This is a genomic window from Streptomyces sp. G5(2025) (assembly GCF_049542075.1).
Lineage (GTDB): Bacteria > Actinomycetota > Actinomycetes > Streptomycetales > Streptomycetaceae > Streptomyces.
This window is the reverse complement of sequence record NZ_JBMUZT010000006.1, coordinates 1,352,412-1,369,280: the sequence shown is the minus strand read 5'-3', so window position 1 is coordinate 1,369,280 and position 16,869 is coordinate 1,352,412. Positions and strand designations below refer to the sequence as shown.

The following is a 16,869-nucleotide window of genomic DNA, read 5'->3' as shown; positions in this document are numbered from 1 at the left end:
CCGTGGATCGGACCGATCTGTCCTGGGTGGCGGTGAGAGTAGCACCGGGTTTCGGACAGTCGCACGAACGTCTCGAAATGTGGTTCGCGCACGTCAGGTACGGTGACTGCACCCCTCAGCCCATGGCCAAAATCGCCCCATTCATTCGGAGTTGAGCCCATGAACAGCCAGGATCTGCGCGCCGTGACCTGGACGGCCGCCACGGGGGACGGCGCCCCGTCCGTGTCCCTGATCGACCAGACGGCCCTCCCGCAGACGCTGGAGCGGCTCGACGTCACGACGGTCGACGCGCTGATCGACGCGATCGTGCGCCTCGTCGTCCGCGGCGCCCCCGCGATCGGCGCGGCGGGCGCGTACGGAGTGGCGCTCGCCATGGCGCAGGGGCGGCGCGAGGGCTGGGACCGCGCCCGCCTGGACGCCGAGATCGCCCGCGTCCGCGCGACCCGGCCCACCGCCGTGAACCTCATGGTGTGCGTGGACCGCGTGGCGGCGCGCGTCGACGAGGGCATCGCCGCGGTGCTCGCGGAGGCGGACGCGGTCGTCCGCGAGGACCTGGACGCCAACCACGCGATGGGCGCGCACGGCGCGGACTGGCTCCTCAAGCGCGTCGCCCCCGAGGGGGACCGCCCCCTGCGCGTCCTCACCCACTGCAACACCGGCGCCCTCGCCACGGCGGGCTGGGGCACCGCCCTCGGCGTCATCCGCGAACTCCACGCCAGGGGCCGCGTCGAGGCGGTGTACGCCGACGAGACCCGCCCCTTGCTCCAGGGCGCGCGGCTGACCGCCTGGGAACTCGTCCAGGAGGGCATCCCGCACTACGTCCAGGCCGACGGCGCCGCGGCCGGCACGATCCTGCGGGGCGAGGTCGACGCGGCGGTCGTCGGGGCGGACCGCATCGCCGCCAACGGCGACACGGCCAACAAGGTCGGTACGGTCGCCGTCGCCCTGGCGTGCGCGCACGCGGGCATCCCGTTCATGGTGGCGGCGCCCACCACGACGGTGGACCTCGGCACGGCCTCGGGCGCCGACATCCCCATCGAACTGCGCGGCGAGGACGAGGTGTTGGAGTGGTCCGGCGTCCGCACCGCCCCGGCGGCCTCGCGCGGCCACAACCCCGCCTTCGACGTGACGCCCGGCTCGCTGGTGACGGCACTGGTGACGGAGCGGGGCGTACTGGAGGTGGCGGCGGGGGAGCTGCCGGGCACCCGTCTCAGGTAACGCCCGAACCTCCCCCGCCCGGTACTCGGTCCGCCCGGTACTCGCGGTCCGCCCGGTACTCGGTCCGCCCGGTACTCAGCCCCGCGCCAGCTCCAGCTCCAGGAGCCACTCCACGACCTCGGCCCGGTGCCGTGCCTCCCGGGGGTCCGCGCCCCACACGTAGATGCCGTGTCCGGCCACGACCACCGCCGGCATCCCCGGCCGCAGGGCGGCCTCCAGGCGGTCGCCCAGCTCGGTCATGTCCTGGCTGTTGGCGATCACCGGCAGAGTCACGGACACCTCGTGCGTCGGATGCCCGAGCCCCTTCAGCATCTCCAGGCCCTCGAAGGGGATACCGCCGGGGGAGCGCTGCCCCATGACCACCGAGGCGACCGTGTGCACATGCACCACGGCGCCCGCGCCGGTGAGCCGCACCACGCGCGCGTGCAGGGCCGCCTCCGCCGAGGGGCGGCCCGGTCCGACGGCCGCACCGCCCCCGTCCGTCACCACCACGTCGGACGGCGTCAGTTCGCCCTTGTCCCGTCCGCTCGCCGTGACCGCGAGCCGCAGCGGCTCCCGCGAGAGCACCAGGGACAGATTCCCGGACGTGCCCCGCATCCAGCCGAACGACGCGAACCGCGCGGCCTCGGCGGCCAGCACGGCGCCGGCCTCCTCCACGTCCAGGGCGGCGGCGGGGGTGGTCTCGGTCATGAACTGCTCCTCGTCATGAACTGCTCCTCGTCATGAACTGCTCCTCGTGAGGAACTGCTCCTCGTCATGAACTGCTCGCGGAAAAGGTGATGTCGGAGAAAGCCGAGGCCTCGGGGTGATCACCGAACTCCGCGGCGGCATACGGCTCCCCGGCCCGGCGCACACCGGCCGCCCGCCAGCCCGCGGCCCGCGCCGCGTCCAGCTCGCCGGGCCGGTCGGAGAGGAAGAGCAGGCGCCCGGGGGCGTCACCGGTGTCCGCGGCGATGGCCCGGTAGGAGTCCGGCTCCTGCTTGGGCCCGGCGTTCACGGTGTCGTACAGCCCGCTGACGAGCCCCAGCAGATCACCCTCGGGCGAGTGCGCGAACCACGCCCGCTGCGCCGCCACCGAGCCCGACGAGTACACGTACAGTCGCAGCCCGTCCGCGTGCCAGCGCCGCAGGACCGGAAGGACATCGGGGTAGAAGTGGGAGACCAGCTCGCCGCGCGCGAAGCCCTCCGCCCAGAGGATGCCCTGGAGCGCCTTGAGGGGCGTGGCCTTGCGGTCCTCGTCGATCCACTCGCCGAGGACGTTCTCGATCCGGCCGGCGTCGGCGTCGGCCTCGCCGATCTCGGCCCGCACCTGGGCGACGGCCCGCGCGACCTCCGGCTCCTCGCCCCGCGCGGCGAGCAGCGCGCCGAACCGCTCGCGCGCGTACGGGTACAGGACGTCCACCACGAACCCGGTGGCGCTCGTGGTGCCCTCGATGTCGAGCACCACGGCGTCCACGTCGAACCGCAGATCCGGGGCATGCGGAACGCTCACGCCGCGTACCCCGCGTGGATCTCGTCGAAGTCGGGGAAGCGGTCCGCGATCGGGCTGCCCGTGAAGTTGCCGATCCAGCCGTCCTCCTCGTGGAAGAAGCGGATCGCGGTGAAGGCGGGGGAGGTGCCCATGTCGAACCAGTGCGTGGTGCCGCGCGGCACGCCGAGCAGGTCGCCCTTCTCGCAGTAGACGGCGTGCACTTCGCCGCTCACGTGGAGGTAGAAGATGCCCGCGCCCGCGACGAAGAAGCGGACCTCGTCATCGTCGTCGTGCGTGTGCTCGGCCAGGAACTTCTGGCGGGCGGCGGCCGCCTTCGCGGGCCACTCAGGAGATCCATCGGGATGCAGCGCCACCACGTCGACCGTCTGGAAGCCCTCTTCGGCGTTGAGCTTGTCGATCTCCGTGCGGTACGCGGCGAAGACCGTGTCGCTGTCCGCGTCGGCCGGCACGTCCTCGCGCACCGGCCACTGTTCGAACCGCACGCCTATCGGTGCGAGGGCGGCGGCGATCTCGGCCGGGTCCGAGGTACGGCGGACGACGGTGTCGGGCCCGGCCTCCGGCCAGGTCGTCAGGAGAGTCATGAGTCACTCCAGGGCAGGTCGGACGGGTGTTTCCGGGATCGTAGCTCCCGGCCCGGACCCGCCACAGGGTGTCCCAGTGCGTGGACGCGTAAGGGGCGGCCTCCATGGAAGCCGCCCCTTACTACGTGACTACGTACTGCCGATGGTCCGTCAGGCCTTCTTGCCCAGCAGATCCTCGACCTTGCCCCGCACCTCGTCCGTGGCCAGGCCGCGGATCGTCAGGGTCGTACGGCGGCGCAGCACGTCGTCCGCCGTCTCGGCCCACTCGTTGTCGCGGGCGTAGACGACCTGCGCCCAGATCTCCGGGGCGTCCGGGTGGACGCGCTCGGCCAGCTCCGGGTTCTCGTTCGCCAGGCGCGCGATGTCGAAGGAGAGCGAACCGTAGTGCGTCGCCAGGTGCTTGGCGGTGTCGGCGGCCATGCGCGGGCCGGGCGCCGGACCGTCCACCAGCAGGCGGTGGGCGACGGCACGCGGGTTGGCGATGCCCGGCAGCGGCAGCTTCTTCGGCAGCTCGGAGATCGGCTCGTAGTCGTCGCCGAGCGGGTGCCCCGGCAGCGACTCCAGCTTCTTCATCACCGTACGGCCGATGTGCCGGAAGGTCGTCCACTTGCCGCCCGCGACCGACAGCATGCCGCCGCGGCCCTCGGTGACGACCGTCTCGCGCTTGGCCTTGGACGTGTCGCCGGGACCACCGGGCAGCACGCGCAGACCCGCGAAGGAGTACGTGATCAGGTCGCGCGACAGCTGCTGGTCGCGGATGGAGAACGCGGCCTCGTCCAGGATCTGCGCGGTGTCCGCCTCGGTCACCTTCACATCCGCCGGGTCGCCCTCGAACTCCTCGTCCGTGGTGCCCAGCAGCAGCATGTCCTCCCAGGGGAGGGCGAACGTGATGCGGTACTTGTCGATCGGGGTCGCCAGCGCGGCCTTCCACGGGGCGGTGCGCTTGAGGACCAGGTGCGCGCCCTTGGAGAGGCGGATGGAGGGCGCCGCGTCCGGGTTCTCCATCTTGCGCAGGTGGTCGACCCACGGGCCGGTGGCGTTCAGCACGAGCCGCGCGTTCACCCCGAACTCGTCTCCGCTCATGCGGTCCTTGAGCTCCGCGCCCGTGACCCGGCCGTTGGTGAAGCGCAGGCCGGTGACCTCGGCGTGGTTGAGGACGGCGGCACCGGCCTCGACGGCCGCGCGGACCGTCATCAGGGCCATGCGGGAGTCGTTCATCTGGTCGTCGCCGTAGACCGCGACGGCCTTGAGGTTGTCCGTGCGCAGCTCCGGCACGTCCTGTGCGGCCTTCGACGGCGACAGCAGGTGGCCGACGCCGTCACCGAACGCGGACAGCGCGCTGTACGCGAAGACGCCCGCGCCCAGCTTGGCGGCGCCGTGCGGGCCGCCCTTGTAGACCGGCAGGTAGAAGGTGAGCGGGTTCGCCAGGTGGGGGGCCACCTGACGGGAGACCGCGCGACGCTCGAAGTGGTTCTCCGCCACCAGCTTCACCGCGCCGGTCTGCAGGTAGCGCAGACCGCCGTGGAGCAGCTTGGAGGAGGCGGAGGAGGTGGCGCCGGCGAAGTCACCGGCGTCCACCAGGGCCACCCGCAGTCCCGACTGCGCGGCATGCCAGGCGGTGGAGATGCCCAGGATTCCGCCGCCGATCACCAGGAGGTCGTACGTCGCCTTGGAAAGCTGCTCCCGGGTCTCGGCGCGGCTCGGGTTGAGGCCGGCAGCCGGATGCGTCCCGAGGGCAGGGACGCTCTGCAGGGTGGTCATTGTCTTACTCCTCGCCACTCTCATCGAGCCAGCCCATCGACCGTTCCACGGCCTTGAGCCAGCTCTTGTACTCACGGTCGCGGGTGCCCGCGTCCATGTTCGGGGTCCATTCGGCGGCCCGCCGCCAGTTGGCGCGCAGCTCGTCGGTCGAGGACCAGAAGCCGACGGCGAGACCGGCGGCGTAGGCGGCACCGAGGCAGGTCGTCTCGGCCACCATCGGGCGCACCACGGGCGCGTCGAGGAAGTCCGAGAGGGTCTGCATCAGCAGGTTGTTGGAGGTCATGCCGCCGTCGACCTTCAGGGCCGCGAGTTCGACGCCGGAGTCCTTCGTCATGGCGTCGGTGATCTCCCGGGTCTGCCAGGCCGTGGCCTCCAGGACGGCGCGCGCGATGTGCGCCTTGGTGACGTACCGGGTCAGGCCGGCGATCACACCGCGGGCGTCGGAGCGCCAGTACGGGGCGAACAGACCGGAGAAGGCCGGTACGAAGTAGGCGCCGCCATTGTCCTCGACCGACGACGCGAGCGTCTCGATCTCGGCGGCGGAGTTGATCAGGCCCATCTGGTCGCGCATCCACTGCACCAGCGAACCGGTGACCGCGATGGAGCCCTCCAGGGCGTAGACCGGCTTCTGGTCGCCGATCTGGTAGCCGACGGTGGTCAGCAGCCCGGAGTAGGAGTTGATGGCCTTGTCACCGGTGTTCATCAGCATGAAGGTGCCGGTGCCGTACGTGGACTTGGCCTCGCCCTCGGCGAAGCAGGTCTGGCCGAAGAGGGCCGCCTGCTGGTCGCCGAGCGCGGAGGCGACGGGGATGCCGCCGAGCAGGTCGCCGAGCTGTCCGCCGGTGACCTCGCCGTAGACCTCGGCGGAGGAGCGGATCTCGGGCAGCATCTGCTTCGGGACGCCGATGGACTCGCAGATGCGCTCGTCCCACTCCATCTTGTGGAGGTTCATCAGCATCGTGCGGGAGGCGTTGGTGACGTCGGTGACGTGCCTGCCGCCGTCGACGCCGCCGGTGAGGTTCCAGATGACCCAGGAGTCCATGGTGCCGAAGAGGATGTCGCCCGCCTCGGCGCGCTCGCGCAGGCCCTCGACGTTGTCGAGCAGCCAGCGGGCCTTCGGCCCGGCGAAGTAGGAGGCCAGCGGCAGGCCGGTCTCGCGGCGGAAGCGGTCCTTGCCGACGTTGCGCGCCAGCTCCCGGCAGAGCGCGTCGGTGCGGGTGTCCTGCCAGACGATGGCGTTGTGCACCGGCTCGCCGGTGTTCTTGTCCCACAGCAGCGTGGTCTCACGCTGGTTGGTGATGCCGATCGCCTTGATGTCGTCGCGGGTGATCCCGGCCTTGGCGACGGCCCCGGCGACGACCTCCTGGACGTTGGTCCAGATCTCGGTGGCGTCGTGCTCGACCCAGCCCGGCTTCGGGAAGATCTGCTCGTGCTCCTTCTGGTCGACGGAGACGATCCGGCCGTCCTTGTCGAAGACGATGCAGCGGCTAGAGGTGGTGCCCTGGTCGATGGCCGCAATGAACGGCCCCGCGTGGGAAGGAGTGCCTGCGGTGTGTGCGTCGGTCACGGTGTGCTCCAGAAGTTCTTTGCTGACGGCTCTCAAGCGTCTGCGGCGGTCATCCGTCTTAAGCGGTCATCGGTCGCTGTCGCGGGTCTACTTGAACGCCCATGCCAACGCCTACTTGAAGGCGACGTTGTAGAGACCGCCGGCGATGGCGCCGCCGATCAGCGGACCGACGATCGGCACCCAGGCGTACGACCAGTCCGAGCTGCCCTTGTTCGGCAGCGGGAGCACCGAGTGGACGATGCGGGGACCGAGGTCACGGACCGGGTTGATGGCGTAGCCCGTGGGGCCGCCGAGCGAGAGGCCGATGCCGACCACGACGAGGGCGGTGATGAGGGCGCCGAGGACACCGAGGCCGTTGCCGCCGTCGTTCAGGCCCTGCGTGAGGATGGCGAGGACCAGGACGACCGTGGCGATGATCTCGGTCAGCACGTTCTGGACGTAGTTCCGGATCTCGGGACCGGTGGAGAAGACGCCGAGCACCGGACCGGCGGCGGGGGCGGCCTTCTGGTCGACCATGCCCTCTTCGGCGGGCTGCGCGGCGAGGATCTCGGGGTCGGTCAGGTGGGCCTTGAACTGGCCCAGGTACGTGACCCACACCAGGACGGCACCGATCATGGCACCGAGGAGCTGCGAGGCCAGGTAGAGCGGAACGTCGCTCCACTTGGTGCCGCCCTCGATGGCGAGGCCGAGCGTGACCGCCGGGTTGAGGTGGGCGCCGGAGACGCCGCCCGCGAGGTAGGCACCGGTCAGTACGGCGAAGCCCCACCCGAAGGTGATCGCGAGCCAGCCGGCGTCCTTGGCCTTTGAGCGCTTGAGCGTGACGGCGGCGCACACGCCGCCACCCAGCAGGATGAGCACGGCGGTACCGATGGTCTCGCCGATGAAGATGTCGGAGCTGGACACCCGCGACTCCTTTGTCCTTCGTCCAGGGGAAGGCGGACCCCGGGTCCCTCCGGTGGTCCGCGACCTCAGGTGAGGTCGTTGCCGGCCCTTGGCCTTGTCACACTCTAGCGCGTAATGCCGGTAGGTGTTCGACAATGCCGACCGATGGACGCGAGTCTCACCCCGGGGTTACTTGCTCGTCAAGAGTTCTGTTATTGAAAACACGATCGTTATTGATCGTTTCGCGTTATCGATGATTCCGCAGCTCGACGGCGGCTCGGCGGCGGCTCGGCGGGGCCGGCAGGAAGGGTTCGTAGGCGCCCTCGGGGCGGCTCAGAAGCGCCCGGCGCCCAGGTCCCGGGAGACGGCGCGCGCGCAGTCCCGTACGGCGGCGATCAGCTCGGGGCGCAGCTCCCCGTCCTTGCAGACGCGCTCCACGGCGCCGGTGACGCCGACCGCGCCGACCGGCATGCGGCGCCGGTCGTGGATGGGCGCGGCGACGGACGCGATGCCCTCCCAGGTCTCCTCGACGTCCGCGGCGTACCCACGCGCGCGCGTGAGGTCAAGGACGCCCTCGAACCCCTCGGGGTCGGTCACGGTGCGCACGGTGAAGGCCTCGCGCTCGACCTCGACGGCTTCGTTGTGCGCGACCGGGTCGTAGGCCGACAGGACCTTGCCGAGGGCCGTGGAGTGCAGTGGCTGCATGGCCCCGACCTCCAGGACCTGGCGGCTGTCGTCGGGCCGGAAGACGTGGTGGACGATGAGCACGCCCCGCTGGTGCAGCACGCCGAGGTGGACGCTCTCGCCGCTGGAGCGGGCCAGGTCGTCGGTCCACACCAGGGCGCGGGCCCGCAGCTCGTGCACGTCCAGGTAGCTGTTGCCGAGGCGCAGCAGTTCGGCGCCCAGCTGGTAGCGGCCCGACGCGGAGTCCTGCTCGACGAAGCCCTCCGCCTGGAGGGTGCGCAGGATGCCGTGGGCCGTACCCTTGGCCAGATCGAGCGCCGAGGCGATCTCCGAGAGGCCGAGCCGTCGCTCGCCGCCCGCGAGCAGCCGCAGCATCGCCGCGGCCCTTTCGAGCGACTGGATGTTGCGTGCCATCGCAGCCCCGACCTCCGTTCCCTCGCACCCTGCACGTTCGACAATGCTGAACACTATCGGTCGTTGTCGACCTCCCGCTAACGCCCGGGGAGCCTGTGTCGCTCCCCTTTCCCCTGTCAAGCACCTGTACGAGCCAGGCCCGGGGAGCACGTCGACTCCCGTCCGCCCCGTGGACGCCTTCCCCACAGGACCTTGGTCCCGGCTACGCTGGCCGAGTGCGCCCTCCAACAGAAGGCGCAAAGCCGACAGCCGTCGCACTCCAGGGAGCTCTTTCATGGCCTCGTCGCCAACCCCGTCCTCGCAGTCCACGACCGTCTCGTCCGAGAGCAGGGCGCGGACCGACGCCTTCCGTGAGGCCCTCGCCACCCGCGTGGTCGTGGCCGACGGCGCGATGGGCACGATGCTCCAGGCGCAGGACCCGACCATGGAGGACTTCCAGAACCTGGAGGGGTGCAACGAAGTCCTGAACGTCACCCGCCCCGACATCGTGCGCTCCGTCCACGAGGAGTACTTCGCGGTCGGCGTCGACTGCGTGGAGACCAACACCTTCGGCGCGAACCTCGCGGCCCTCGGCGAGTACGACATCCCCGAGCGCGTCTTCGAGCTCTCCGAGGCCGGCGCCCGCATCGCCCGCGAGGTCGCCGACGAGTACACCGACAAGACCGGGCAGCAGCGCTGGGTCCTCGGCTCCATGGGCCCCGGCACCAAGCTCCCCACCCTCGGCCACGCCCCCTACACCGCCCTGCGCGACGCCTACCAGCAGAACGCCGAAGGCATGATCGCCGGCGGCGCCGACGCGCTCCTGGTGGAGACCACCCAGGACCTCCTGCAGACCAAGGCCGCCATCCTCGGCGCCCGCCGCGCCCTGGACGCCACCGGCGCGAACCTCCCGGTGATCTGCTCGGTCACCGTCGAGACCACCGGCACCATGCTGCTCGGCTCCGAGATCGGCGCCGCCCTGACGGCCCTGGAGCCGCTCGGCATCGACATGATCGGCCTGAACTGCGCCACCGGCCCCGCCGAGATGAGCGAGCACCTGCGCTATCTGGCCCGCCACTCGCGCGTCCCGATCTCCTGCATGCCCAACGCCGGCCTGCCCGTCCTCGGCAAGAACGGCGCCCACTACCCCCTGTCGGCGCCCGAGCTCGCCGACGCCCAGGAGACCTTCGTACGCGAGTACGGCCTCTCCCTGGTCGGCGGCTGCTGCGGCACCACCCCGGAGCACCTGCGCCAGGTCGTCGAGCGCGTACGCGGCATGCAGACCCCGGCCCGCGACCCGCGGCCCGAGCCGGGCGCCGCGTCGCTGTACCAGACGGTGCCCTTCCGCCAGGACACCGCGTACATGGCGATCGGCGAGCGGACGAACGCCAACGGCTCGAAGAAGTTCCGCGAGGCCATGCTGGAGGGCCGCTGGGACGACTGCGTGGAGATGGCCCGCGACCAGATCCGCGAGGGCGCGCACATGCTCGACCTCTGCGTCGACTACGTGGGCCGCGACGGCGTCAAGGACATGGCGGAGCTGGCCGGCCGCTTCGCCACCGCCTCCACCCTGCCCATCGTCCTGGACTCCACCGAACTCCCCGTCATCCAGGCGGGCCTGGAGAAGCTCGGCGGGCGCGCCGTCATCAACTCCGTCAACTACGAGGACGGTGACGGCCCCGAGTCCCGCTTCGCGAAGGTCACCGCCCTCGCCAAGGAGCACGGCGCCGCGCTGATCGCGCTGACCATCGACGAGGAGGGCCAGGCCCGCACCGTCGAGCACAAGGTCGCCGTCGCCGAGCGCCTCATCGAGGACCTGACCGGCAACTGGGGCATCCACGAGTCGGACATCCTCATCGACACGCTGACCTTCACCATCTGCACCGGTCAGGAGGAGTCCCGCAAGGACGGCGTCCACACCATCGAGGCCATCCGCGAGCTCAAGCGGCGCCACCCCGACGTGCAGACCACGCTCGGCCTGTCCAACATCTCCTTCGGCCTCAACCCCGCCGCCCGCGTCCTGCTGAACTCCGTCTTCCTGGACGAGTGCGTCAAGGCGGGCCTGGACTCCGCGATCGTGCACGCCTCCAAGATCCTGCCGATCGCGCGCTTCGACGACGAGCAGGTCACCACCGCGCTCGACCTCATCTACGACCGCCGCGCCGAGGGCTACGACCCCCTCCAGAAGCTCATGGAGCTCTTCGAGGGCGTCAACATGAAGTCGATGAAGGCCGGCAAGGCCGAGGAACTCCTCGCCCTGCCGCTGGACGAGCGCCTCCAGCGCCGCATCATCGACGGTGAGAAGAACGGCCTGGAGGCCGACCTCGACGAGGCGCTGACGGACACGCCCGCCCTCGACATCGTCAACAACACCCTCCTGGAGGGCATGAAGGTCGTCGGCGAGCTCTTCGGCTCCGGCCAGATGCAGCTGCCCTTCGTGCTCCAGTCCGCCGAGGTCATGAAGACCGCGGTCGCCTACCTGGAGCCGTACATGGAGAAGGTCGAGGGCGAAGAGGAGGGCAAGGGCACCATCGTCCTCGCCACCGTCCGCGGCGACGTGCACGACATCGGCAAGAACCTCGTCGACATCATCCTCTCCAACAACGGCTACAACGTCGTCAACCTCGGCATCAAGCAGCCCGTCGCCGCGATCCTGGACGCCGCCGAGGAGCACAAGGCCGACGTCATCGGCATGTCCGGCCTCCTGGTCAAGTCCACCGTGATCATGAAGGAGAACCTGGAGGAGCTGAACCAGCGCGGCATGTCCGCCGACTACCCGGTCATCCTCGGCGGCGCCGCCCTCACCCGTGCCTACGTCGAGCAGGACCTGCACGAGATCTACGAGGGCGAGGTCCGCTACGCCCGCGACGCCTTCGAGGGCCTGCGCCTGATGGACGCCCTCATCGCGGTCAAGCGCGGCGTGCCCGGCGCGACCCTGCCCGAGCTCAAGCAGCGCCGCGTCCCCACCAAGGCCACCGCCGCGGTCCTGGAGGCCGACGAGGCGGAAGGCCCCGCCCGTTCGGACGTCGCCACCGACAACCCCGTGCCCACCCCGCCGTTCTGGGGCACCCGCGTCGTCAAGGGCATCCAGCTCAAGGAGTACGCCTCCTGGCTCGACGAAGGCGCTCTCTTCAAGGGCCAGTGGGGCCTGAAGCAGGCACGCACCGGCGACGGGCCCTCGTACGAGGAACTCGTCGAGACCGAGGGACGGCCGCGGCTGCGCGGCTGGCTGGACGAGCTGCACACCAAGAACCTGCTGGAGGCGGCCGTCGTGCACGGCTACTTCCCGTGCGTGTCCAAGGGCGACGACCTCATCATCCTGAACGACGACGGCTCGGAGCGCACCCGCTTCACCTTCCCGCGCCAGCGCCGCGGCCGCCGCCTGTGCCTCGCGGACTTCTTCCGCCCCGAGGAGTCCGGCGAGACCGACGTCGTCGGCCTCCAGGTCGTCACCGTCGGCTCGAAGATCGGCGAGGCCACCGCCGAGCTGTTCGCCGCCGACTCCTACCGCGACTACCTCGAACTGCACGGCCTGTCCGTGCAGTTGGCCGAGGCGCTCGCCGAGTACTGGCACGCCCGGGTCCGCGCCGAGCTCGGCTTCGGCGGCGAGGACCCCACCGACGTGACGGACATGTTCGACCTGAAGTACCGCGGCGCCCGCTTCTCGCTCGGCTACGGCGCCTGCCCCGACCTGGAGGACCGCGCCAAGATCGCCGACCTCCTCCAGCCGGAGCGGATCGGCGTCCACCTCTCCGAGGAGTTCCAGCTCCACCCGGAGCAGTCCACGGACGCGATCGTCATCCACCACCCGGAGGCGAAGTACTTCAACGCGCGCTGATCCGAGCTCAGTCGTACACTGGTCGGTCCAGTGCAGGCCGGCTGCCTCGTCGTCACAAGCGGGCAGCCGGCCTTCTCGTCCCTCATGGAAGCCTCATGGAAGGTGTGGTCGCATGACCAGTACGGTTCCGGCGCTCGGCACCCCTCTCCACTCCCTCGGCCCCGCCACCCAGGCACCGGCCCCCCGTGTCGAGGGGGCCACGCTGCAAGGCGTCCTGCTCGACATGGACGGCACGCTCGTGGACACCGAGGGCTTCTGGTGGGACGCGGAGGTCGAGGTCTTCGCACGCCTCGGCCACACCCTCGACGAGGCCTGGCGCGACATCGTCGTCGGCGGTCCGATGACGCGCAGCGCCGGCTTCCTCATCGACTCCACGGGCGCCGACATCACCGTCGACGAGCTGACGGTGCTGCTCAACGACGGCTTCGAGGAGCGCATCTCCCGCTCCCTGCCGCTGATGCCGGGCGCCGCGAGCCTGCTGGCCGAACTCGCCGCGCACGACGTCCCGATGGCCCTGGTCTCCGCCTCGCACCGGCGCATCATCGACCGCGTCCTGGACTCGATCGGCGCCCACCACTTCGAACTCACCATCGCCGGCGACGAGGTGCCCCGCACCAAGCCCCACCCGGACCCCTACCTCCTGGCGGCGGCGGGCATCGGCGCCGAACCCACCCGATGCGCCGTCATCGAGGACACCGCCACCGGGGTCGCCGCCGCGGAGGCCGCCGGCTGCCGCGTGGTCGCCGTGCCGTCGGTCGCGCCCATCCCGCAGGCCGCGGGACGCACCGTCGTCCCCTCCCTCGAACACGTCAACCTTCCTTTCCTGCAAGGGCTCATGACCCTGTGACAGCTCCGGCCGGTGCCCGATCCGGCGTGTGACGTTTCCCACTCCGGCGGGGGTCGACAGTGGGGCCGGTGTGTGCAGTGACCCCTTCCGGGGCCCCTGAGGGCGTGACGTTTGGTCCCGTTTGGTGGGAGCGTGCACGAATCCTTCCGGTGTCGGGTTATCGGTGCGTCCACGCCCGGTTTCACTGTGTGATGAGGGCTCGGCTCCCACCTCAACAACTGGTCAAGTGGTGCGGACTAATGTCGTCGCGAGAACATCGCCCCACCCCCCGTGCCCCCCGTCAACCCACACCCCGCGTTGCGGGACCCACGGGATCCAAGAGCTCTGGAGAACGTCGAGCATGAACCGCAAGACTTTGGTGCTGCCGGCTGTCATAGGTCTGCTCGCCCCCGCTCTCGCCGCTTGCGGTGGTTCGGGCAGCGGAGACGGCGACGACGCGATCACTGTCGGCACCACGGACGCGTTCGCCATCTCCGAGGAGGTCCCGGCACCCTTCGACCCGGCGTACGCCTACGACGCCGGTTCCTGGAACCTGCTGCGGCAGACCGTCCAGACGCTGATGGCGATGCCTCGCGGCGGCGGCGATCCGCAGCCGGAAGCCGCCGAGAGCTGCCGCTTCACCGACACGGGCAACGAGCGCTACGCCTGCACCCTGCGCAAGGGCCTGACGTTCTCCGACGGCAAGCCGCTCACAGCCGCCGACGTGAAGTTCTCCATCGAACGCGTACGCGACATCAAGATCAAGGACCCCAGTGGTTCCGACGCTCTGGTGGCGAACGTCGAGGAGATCGAGACGCAGGGCGACCGCGAGGTCGTCTTCCACCTCAAAACCCCCGACGCGACGTTCCCGTACAAGCTGGCCACACCCACCGCCGGCATCATCAGCAAGGACCACTACAGCAAGAACAAGCTGCGCGAGGGCTTCGAGGTCTCCGGCTCCGGGCCGTACACGGCGGAGCAGGAGGTCAAGGACGACCGCCTGGTCAAGACGGTGTTCACCAAGAACCCCAAGTACAAAGGCCAGTTCGAGCCGCACAGCGACAAGGTGGAGCTGCGCAACTTCGCGGACACCGCGGCCATGGGCAAGGCGCTCAAGGATGGCGACATCGACCTGATGACGCGCACCATGTCGCCCCAGCAGGTCAAGGAGCTCGACAACTCCTCGGACGGGAAGATCGACCTGGTCGAGATGCAGGGTCTGGAGATCCGCTACCTCGCCTTCAACACCGAGGCCCGGACGGTCAAGAACAAGGCCGTGCGCCAGGCGATGGCACAGCTCATCGACCGTGGCGCGCTGGCCTCTTCGGTGTACGGCTCGACGGCCGACCCGCTGTTCTCGCTGGTGCCCTCCACCATCACGGGCCACGCCAACTCGTTCTTCAACAAGTACGGCAACCCGAGCCCGGCCAAGGCCCGTTCGCTGCTCGACAAGGCGAACATCTCCACGCCGGTGAAGCTCACGCTGCACTACACCACCGACCACTACGGTCCGGGCACGAAGAAGGAGTTCGAGCTGCTGAAGAAGCAGCTGAACGACTCCGGCCTCTTCGACGTCTCGATCAAGGGCACGCCCTGGAGCACGTTCCGCGCGGCCGAGCGCGACGGCAAGTACGACGTGTACGGCATGGGCTGGTTCCCCGACTTCCCCGACGCCGACAACTTCCTCGCGCCCTTCCTCGACAAGGACAACTTCCTCGGCTCGCCGTATGTCAACCGCGACATCAACGACCAGCTGATCCCCACCTCGCGCCGCGAGGCCGACCGGCTGGCCGCCTCCAAGAGCATCCGCAGGATCCAGGACATCGTCGCCGAGGATGTCCCGGTGCTCCCGCTGTGGCAGGGCAAGCAGTACATCGCCGCGCGCGACGACATCACGGGCGCGCAGTGGGCCCTCAACTCCTCGTCCAACCTCCAGCTGTGGGAACTGGGCCGCGGCGTGAGCGGCTGACACCGCCCCTCAGCCTCCCCCCACAGGTTCCACCGAACGACCTCGACAACTAAGGCACGTACGTGAAAAGTCGTAACCAGTGGCTGGTCCTCCCTCTCACGGGAGGACTCGCCGCCGCCCTGCTGACCGGCTGCGGAACGGAGTCGGGCGGGGCCGGGGACACGGGCGACGCGGTCGTGATGGGGATGTCAGACGACGTCCTCGCCACCGACCCGGCGTCCGGCTACGACCCCGGGTCGTGGCTCCTGTTCAACAACGTCTTCCAGTCCCTCCTGAGCTTCCCCAAGGGCGCCACGGAGCCGGAGCCGGAGGCCGCCAAGAGCTGCGGCTTCACGGACACGGAGACGAAGGTCTTCAAGTGCGAGCTACGTGACGGCCTGAAGTTCAGCAACGGCAACGACCTCACCTCGAAGGACGTCAAGTTCTCCTTCGACCGCATGCGGAAGATCAACGACGACGCCGGCCCGGCGATCATGTTCCCGATGCTCGACAGCGTCCAGGCCCCGAACGCCAAGACCGTCGTCTTCCGGCTCAAGTACTCCGACGCGACCTTCCCCAGCAAGGTCGCCTCGGGCGCGGGTTCGATCGTGGACCACCGCGAGTACGACATGAACGGGCTGCGCAAGGACGGCAAGGCGGTCGGTTCCGGCCCCTACAAGCTCGACTCGTTCGACAAGGAGCAGGCGACCTTCTCCGTCAACTCCTCCTACAAGGGCACCGCCAAGGTCAAGAACGAGGGCGTCGCACTCAAGTTCTTCCACGGCGACCAGAAGGGCCTGAAGAAGGCGCTCCTGGACCACGACATCGACGTGGCCTACCGAGGTCTCGCCGCCGCCGACATCGCGGACATCGAGCAGGACACCTCCGAAGCCGGCCGGGCCGTCGACATCGTCGAGGGCAGCAGCGCCGAGGTGCAGCACCTGGTCTTCAACATGAAGGACCCGGTCGCGGGCAAGCTCGGCGTGCGCAAGGCCATGGCCTATCTCCTGGACCGGGACGCCCTCGTCCAGGAGGTCTACCAGAACACGGCCACGCCGCTGTACTCGATCGTCCCGGCGGGCATCGGCGGCCACAACACCGCGTTCTTCGACACGTACGGTGCCCGTCCGCAGCGCGCGAAGGCCGCCTCCGCGCTCCGCGGCTCCGGCATCGACGGCAAGGTCAAGCTGACGCTCTGGTCGACCCCCACGCGTTACGGCCCCGCCACGGACCAGGAGCTGGCGGCCATCGCCAAGCAGCTCAACGCGTCCGGCCTCTTCGACGCCGACGTGAAGTCCGTGGAGTTCGAGCAGTACGAGAAGGACATCGCCGCCGGCAAATACGGCGTCTACGTCAAGGGCTGGGTGCCGGACTACCCGGACCCGGACAACTTCACGCAGCCCTTCTTCGGCAAGGGCAACGTCCTCGGCAACCACTTCGAGAACAGCGAGATCACCGGGAAGATCATCCCCGGCACGGCGACCGAGAGCGACCGCACCAAGACCGACAAGCAGTACTCCGCGCTGCAGGACATCGTGGCCGAGCAGGTGCCGGTCCTGCCGGTCTGGCAGGCCAAGCAGTACGCGGTCGTCCGGGACAACGTCTACGGCCTGGAGTCGTGCCTGGACGCGTCCACGGTCTTCCGCTTCTGGGAGATCAGCAAGGGCTGACGGCGCCCG

At 69.8% G+C, this 16,869-nt stretch carries 12 protein-coding genes; 5 read left to right on the top strand and 7 right to left on the bottom strand.

Features of this window, described 5'->3' with window-relative positions:
* Positions 1–159 precede the first annotated feature (159 nt).
* A complete protein-coding gene (mtnA, locus tag ACOBQB_RS17025) occupies positions 160–1,218 on the top strand; it encodes an S-methyl-5-thioribose-1-phosphate isomerase (protein ID WP_423592698.1) in 1,059 nt (352 codons plus the stop codon).
* 75 nt (positions 1,219–1,293) lie between these two features.
* Here the strand turns inward: mtnA and mtnB are convergent, their stop codons facing one another.
* The 7 genes from mtnB to ACOBQB_RS16990 all read right to left on the bottom strand — a co-directional run bounded on the left by mtnB (position 1,294) and on the right by ACOBQB_RS16990 (position 8,599).
* Complete coding sequence (gene mtnB, locus ACOBQB_RS17020) at positions 1,294–1,908, bottom strand: methylthioribulose 1-phosphate dehydratase (protein ID WP_423592697.1); 615 nt, start codon at positions 1,906–1,908, stop codon at positions 1,294–1,296.
* 64 nt (positions 1,909–1,972) lie between these two features.
* Complete coding sequence (mtnC, locus tag ACOBQB_RS17015; RefSeq protein ID WP_423592696.1) at positions 1,973–2,710, bottom strand: acireductone synthase; 738 nt, start codon at positions 2,708–2,710, stop codon at positions 1,973–1,975.
* Positions 2,707–3,291 carry a 1,2-dihydroxy-3-keto-5-methylthiopentene dioxygenase gene (locus ACOBQB_RS17010; RefSeq protein WP_423592695.1) on the bottom strand — a complete coding sequence of 195 codons (585 nt, stop codon included), beginning with the start codon at positions 3,289–3,291 and terminating at the stop codon, positions 2,707–2,709. Before ACOBQB_RS17010 ends, mtnC begins: the two co-directional genes overlap by 4 nt.
* A 150-nt stretch (positions 3,292–3,441) precedes the next feature.
* Positions 3,442–5,052 carry an FAD-dependent oxidoreductase gene (locus tag ACOBQB_RS17005; RefSeq protein WP_423592693.1) on the bottom strand — a complete coding sequence of 537 codons (1,611 nt, stop codon included), beginning with the start codon at positions 5,050–5,052 and terminating at the stop codon, positions 3,442–3,444.
* Positions 5,053–5,056: 4 nt separating this feature from the next.
* Entirely contained in the window at positions 5,057–6,619 is a 1,563-nt protein-coding gene (glpK, locus tag ACOBQB_RS17000; protein ID WP_423592691.1) for a glycerol kinase GlpK, read from the bottom strand.
* A 111-nt stretch (positions 6,620–6,730) separates the two neighbouring features.
* Positions 6,731–7,522: an MIP/aquaporin family protein gene (locus ACOBQB_RS16995; protein ID WP_423592689.1), complete on the bottom strand. Its 792-nt coding sequence runs from the start codon at positions 7,520–7,522 to the stop codon at positions 6,731–6,733.
* Positions 7,523–7,834: 312 nt separating this feature from the next.
* On the bottom strand, positions 7,835–8,599 hold the full coding sequence (locus tag ACOBQB_RS16990; RefSeq protein ID WP_423592687.1) for an IclR family transcriptional regulator: 765 nt from the start codon (positions 8,597–8,599) through the stop codon (positions 7,835–7,837).
* Positions 8,600–8,873: 274 nt separating this feature from the next.
* Between ACOBQB_RS16990 and metH the strand changes: the two genes are divergently transcribed.
* From metH to ACOBQB_RS16970, 4 genes are all read left to right on the top strand, one after another.
* Positions 8,874–12,416 (top strand): methionine synthase, encoded by a 3,543-nt coding sequence (gene metH, locus ACOBQB_RS16985; RefSeq protein ID WP_423592685.1) that lies wholly within the window; start codon positions 8,874–8,876, stop codon positions 12,414–12,416.
* 112 nt (positions 12,417–12,528) lie between these two features.
* Complete coding sequence (locus ACOBQB_RS16980; protein ID WP_423592684.1) at positions 12,529–13,263, top strand: HAD family hydrolase; 735 nt, start codon at positions 12,529–12,531, stop codon at positions 13,261–13,263.
* 340 nt (positions 13,264–13,603) lie between these two features.
* Positions 13,604–15,211 carry an ABC transporter substrate-binding protein gene (locus tag ACOBQB_RS16975; RefSeq protein ID WP_423592682.1) on the top strand — a complete coding sequence of 536 codons (1,608 nt, stop codon included), beginning with the start codon at positions 13,604–13,606 and terminating at the stop codon, positions 15,209–15,211.
* A gap of 62 nt (positions 15,212–15,273) precedes the next feature.
* On the top strand, positions 15,274–16,860 hold the full coding sequence (locus tag ACOBQB_RS16970) for an ABC transporter substrate-binding protein (RefSeq protein ID WP_423592680.1): 1,587 nt from the start codon (positions 15,274–15,276) through the stop codon (positions 16,858–16,860).
* Positions 16,861–16,869: the final 9 nt, after the last annotated feature.

Coding starts and splice junctions, on each gene's coding strand:
- mtnA (WP_423592698.1), top strand. CDS start 160: ATGAACAGCCAGGATCTGCGCGCCGTGACCTGGACGGCCGCCACGGGG.
- mtnB (WP_423592697.1), bottom strand. CDS start 1,908: ATGACCGAGACCACCCCCGCCGCCGCCCTGGACGTGGAGGAGGCCGGC.
- ACOBQB_RS17010 (WP_423592695.1), bottom strand. CDS start 3,291: ATGACTCTCCTGACGACCTGGCCGGAGGCCGGGCCCGACACCGTCGTC.
- ACOBQB_RS17005 (WP_423592693.1), bottom strand. CDS start 5,052: ATGACCACCCTGCAGAGCGTCCCTGCCCTCGGGACGCATCCGGCTGCC.
- ACOBQB_RS16990 (WP_423592687.1), bottom strand. CDS start 8,599: ATGGCACGCAACATCCAGTCGCTCGAAAGGGCCGCGGCGATGCTGCGG.
- metH (WP_423592685.1), top strand. CDS start 8,874: ATGGCCTCGTCGCCAACCCCGTCCTCGCAGTCCACGACCGTCTCGTCC.
- ACOBQB_RS16980 (WP_423592684.1), top strand. CDS start 12,529: ATGACCAGTACGGTTCCGGCGCTCGGCACCCCTCTCCACTCCCTCGGC.
- ACOBQB_RS16975 (WP_423592682.1), top strand. CDS start 13,604: ATGAACCGCAAGACTTTGGTGCTGCCGGCTGTCATAGGTCTGCTCGCC.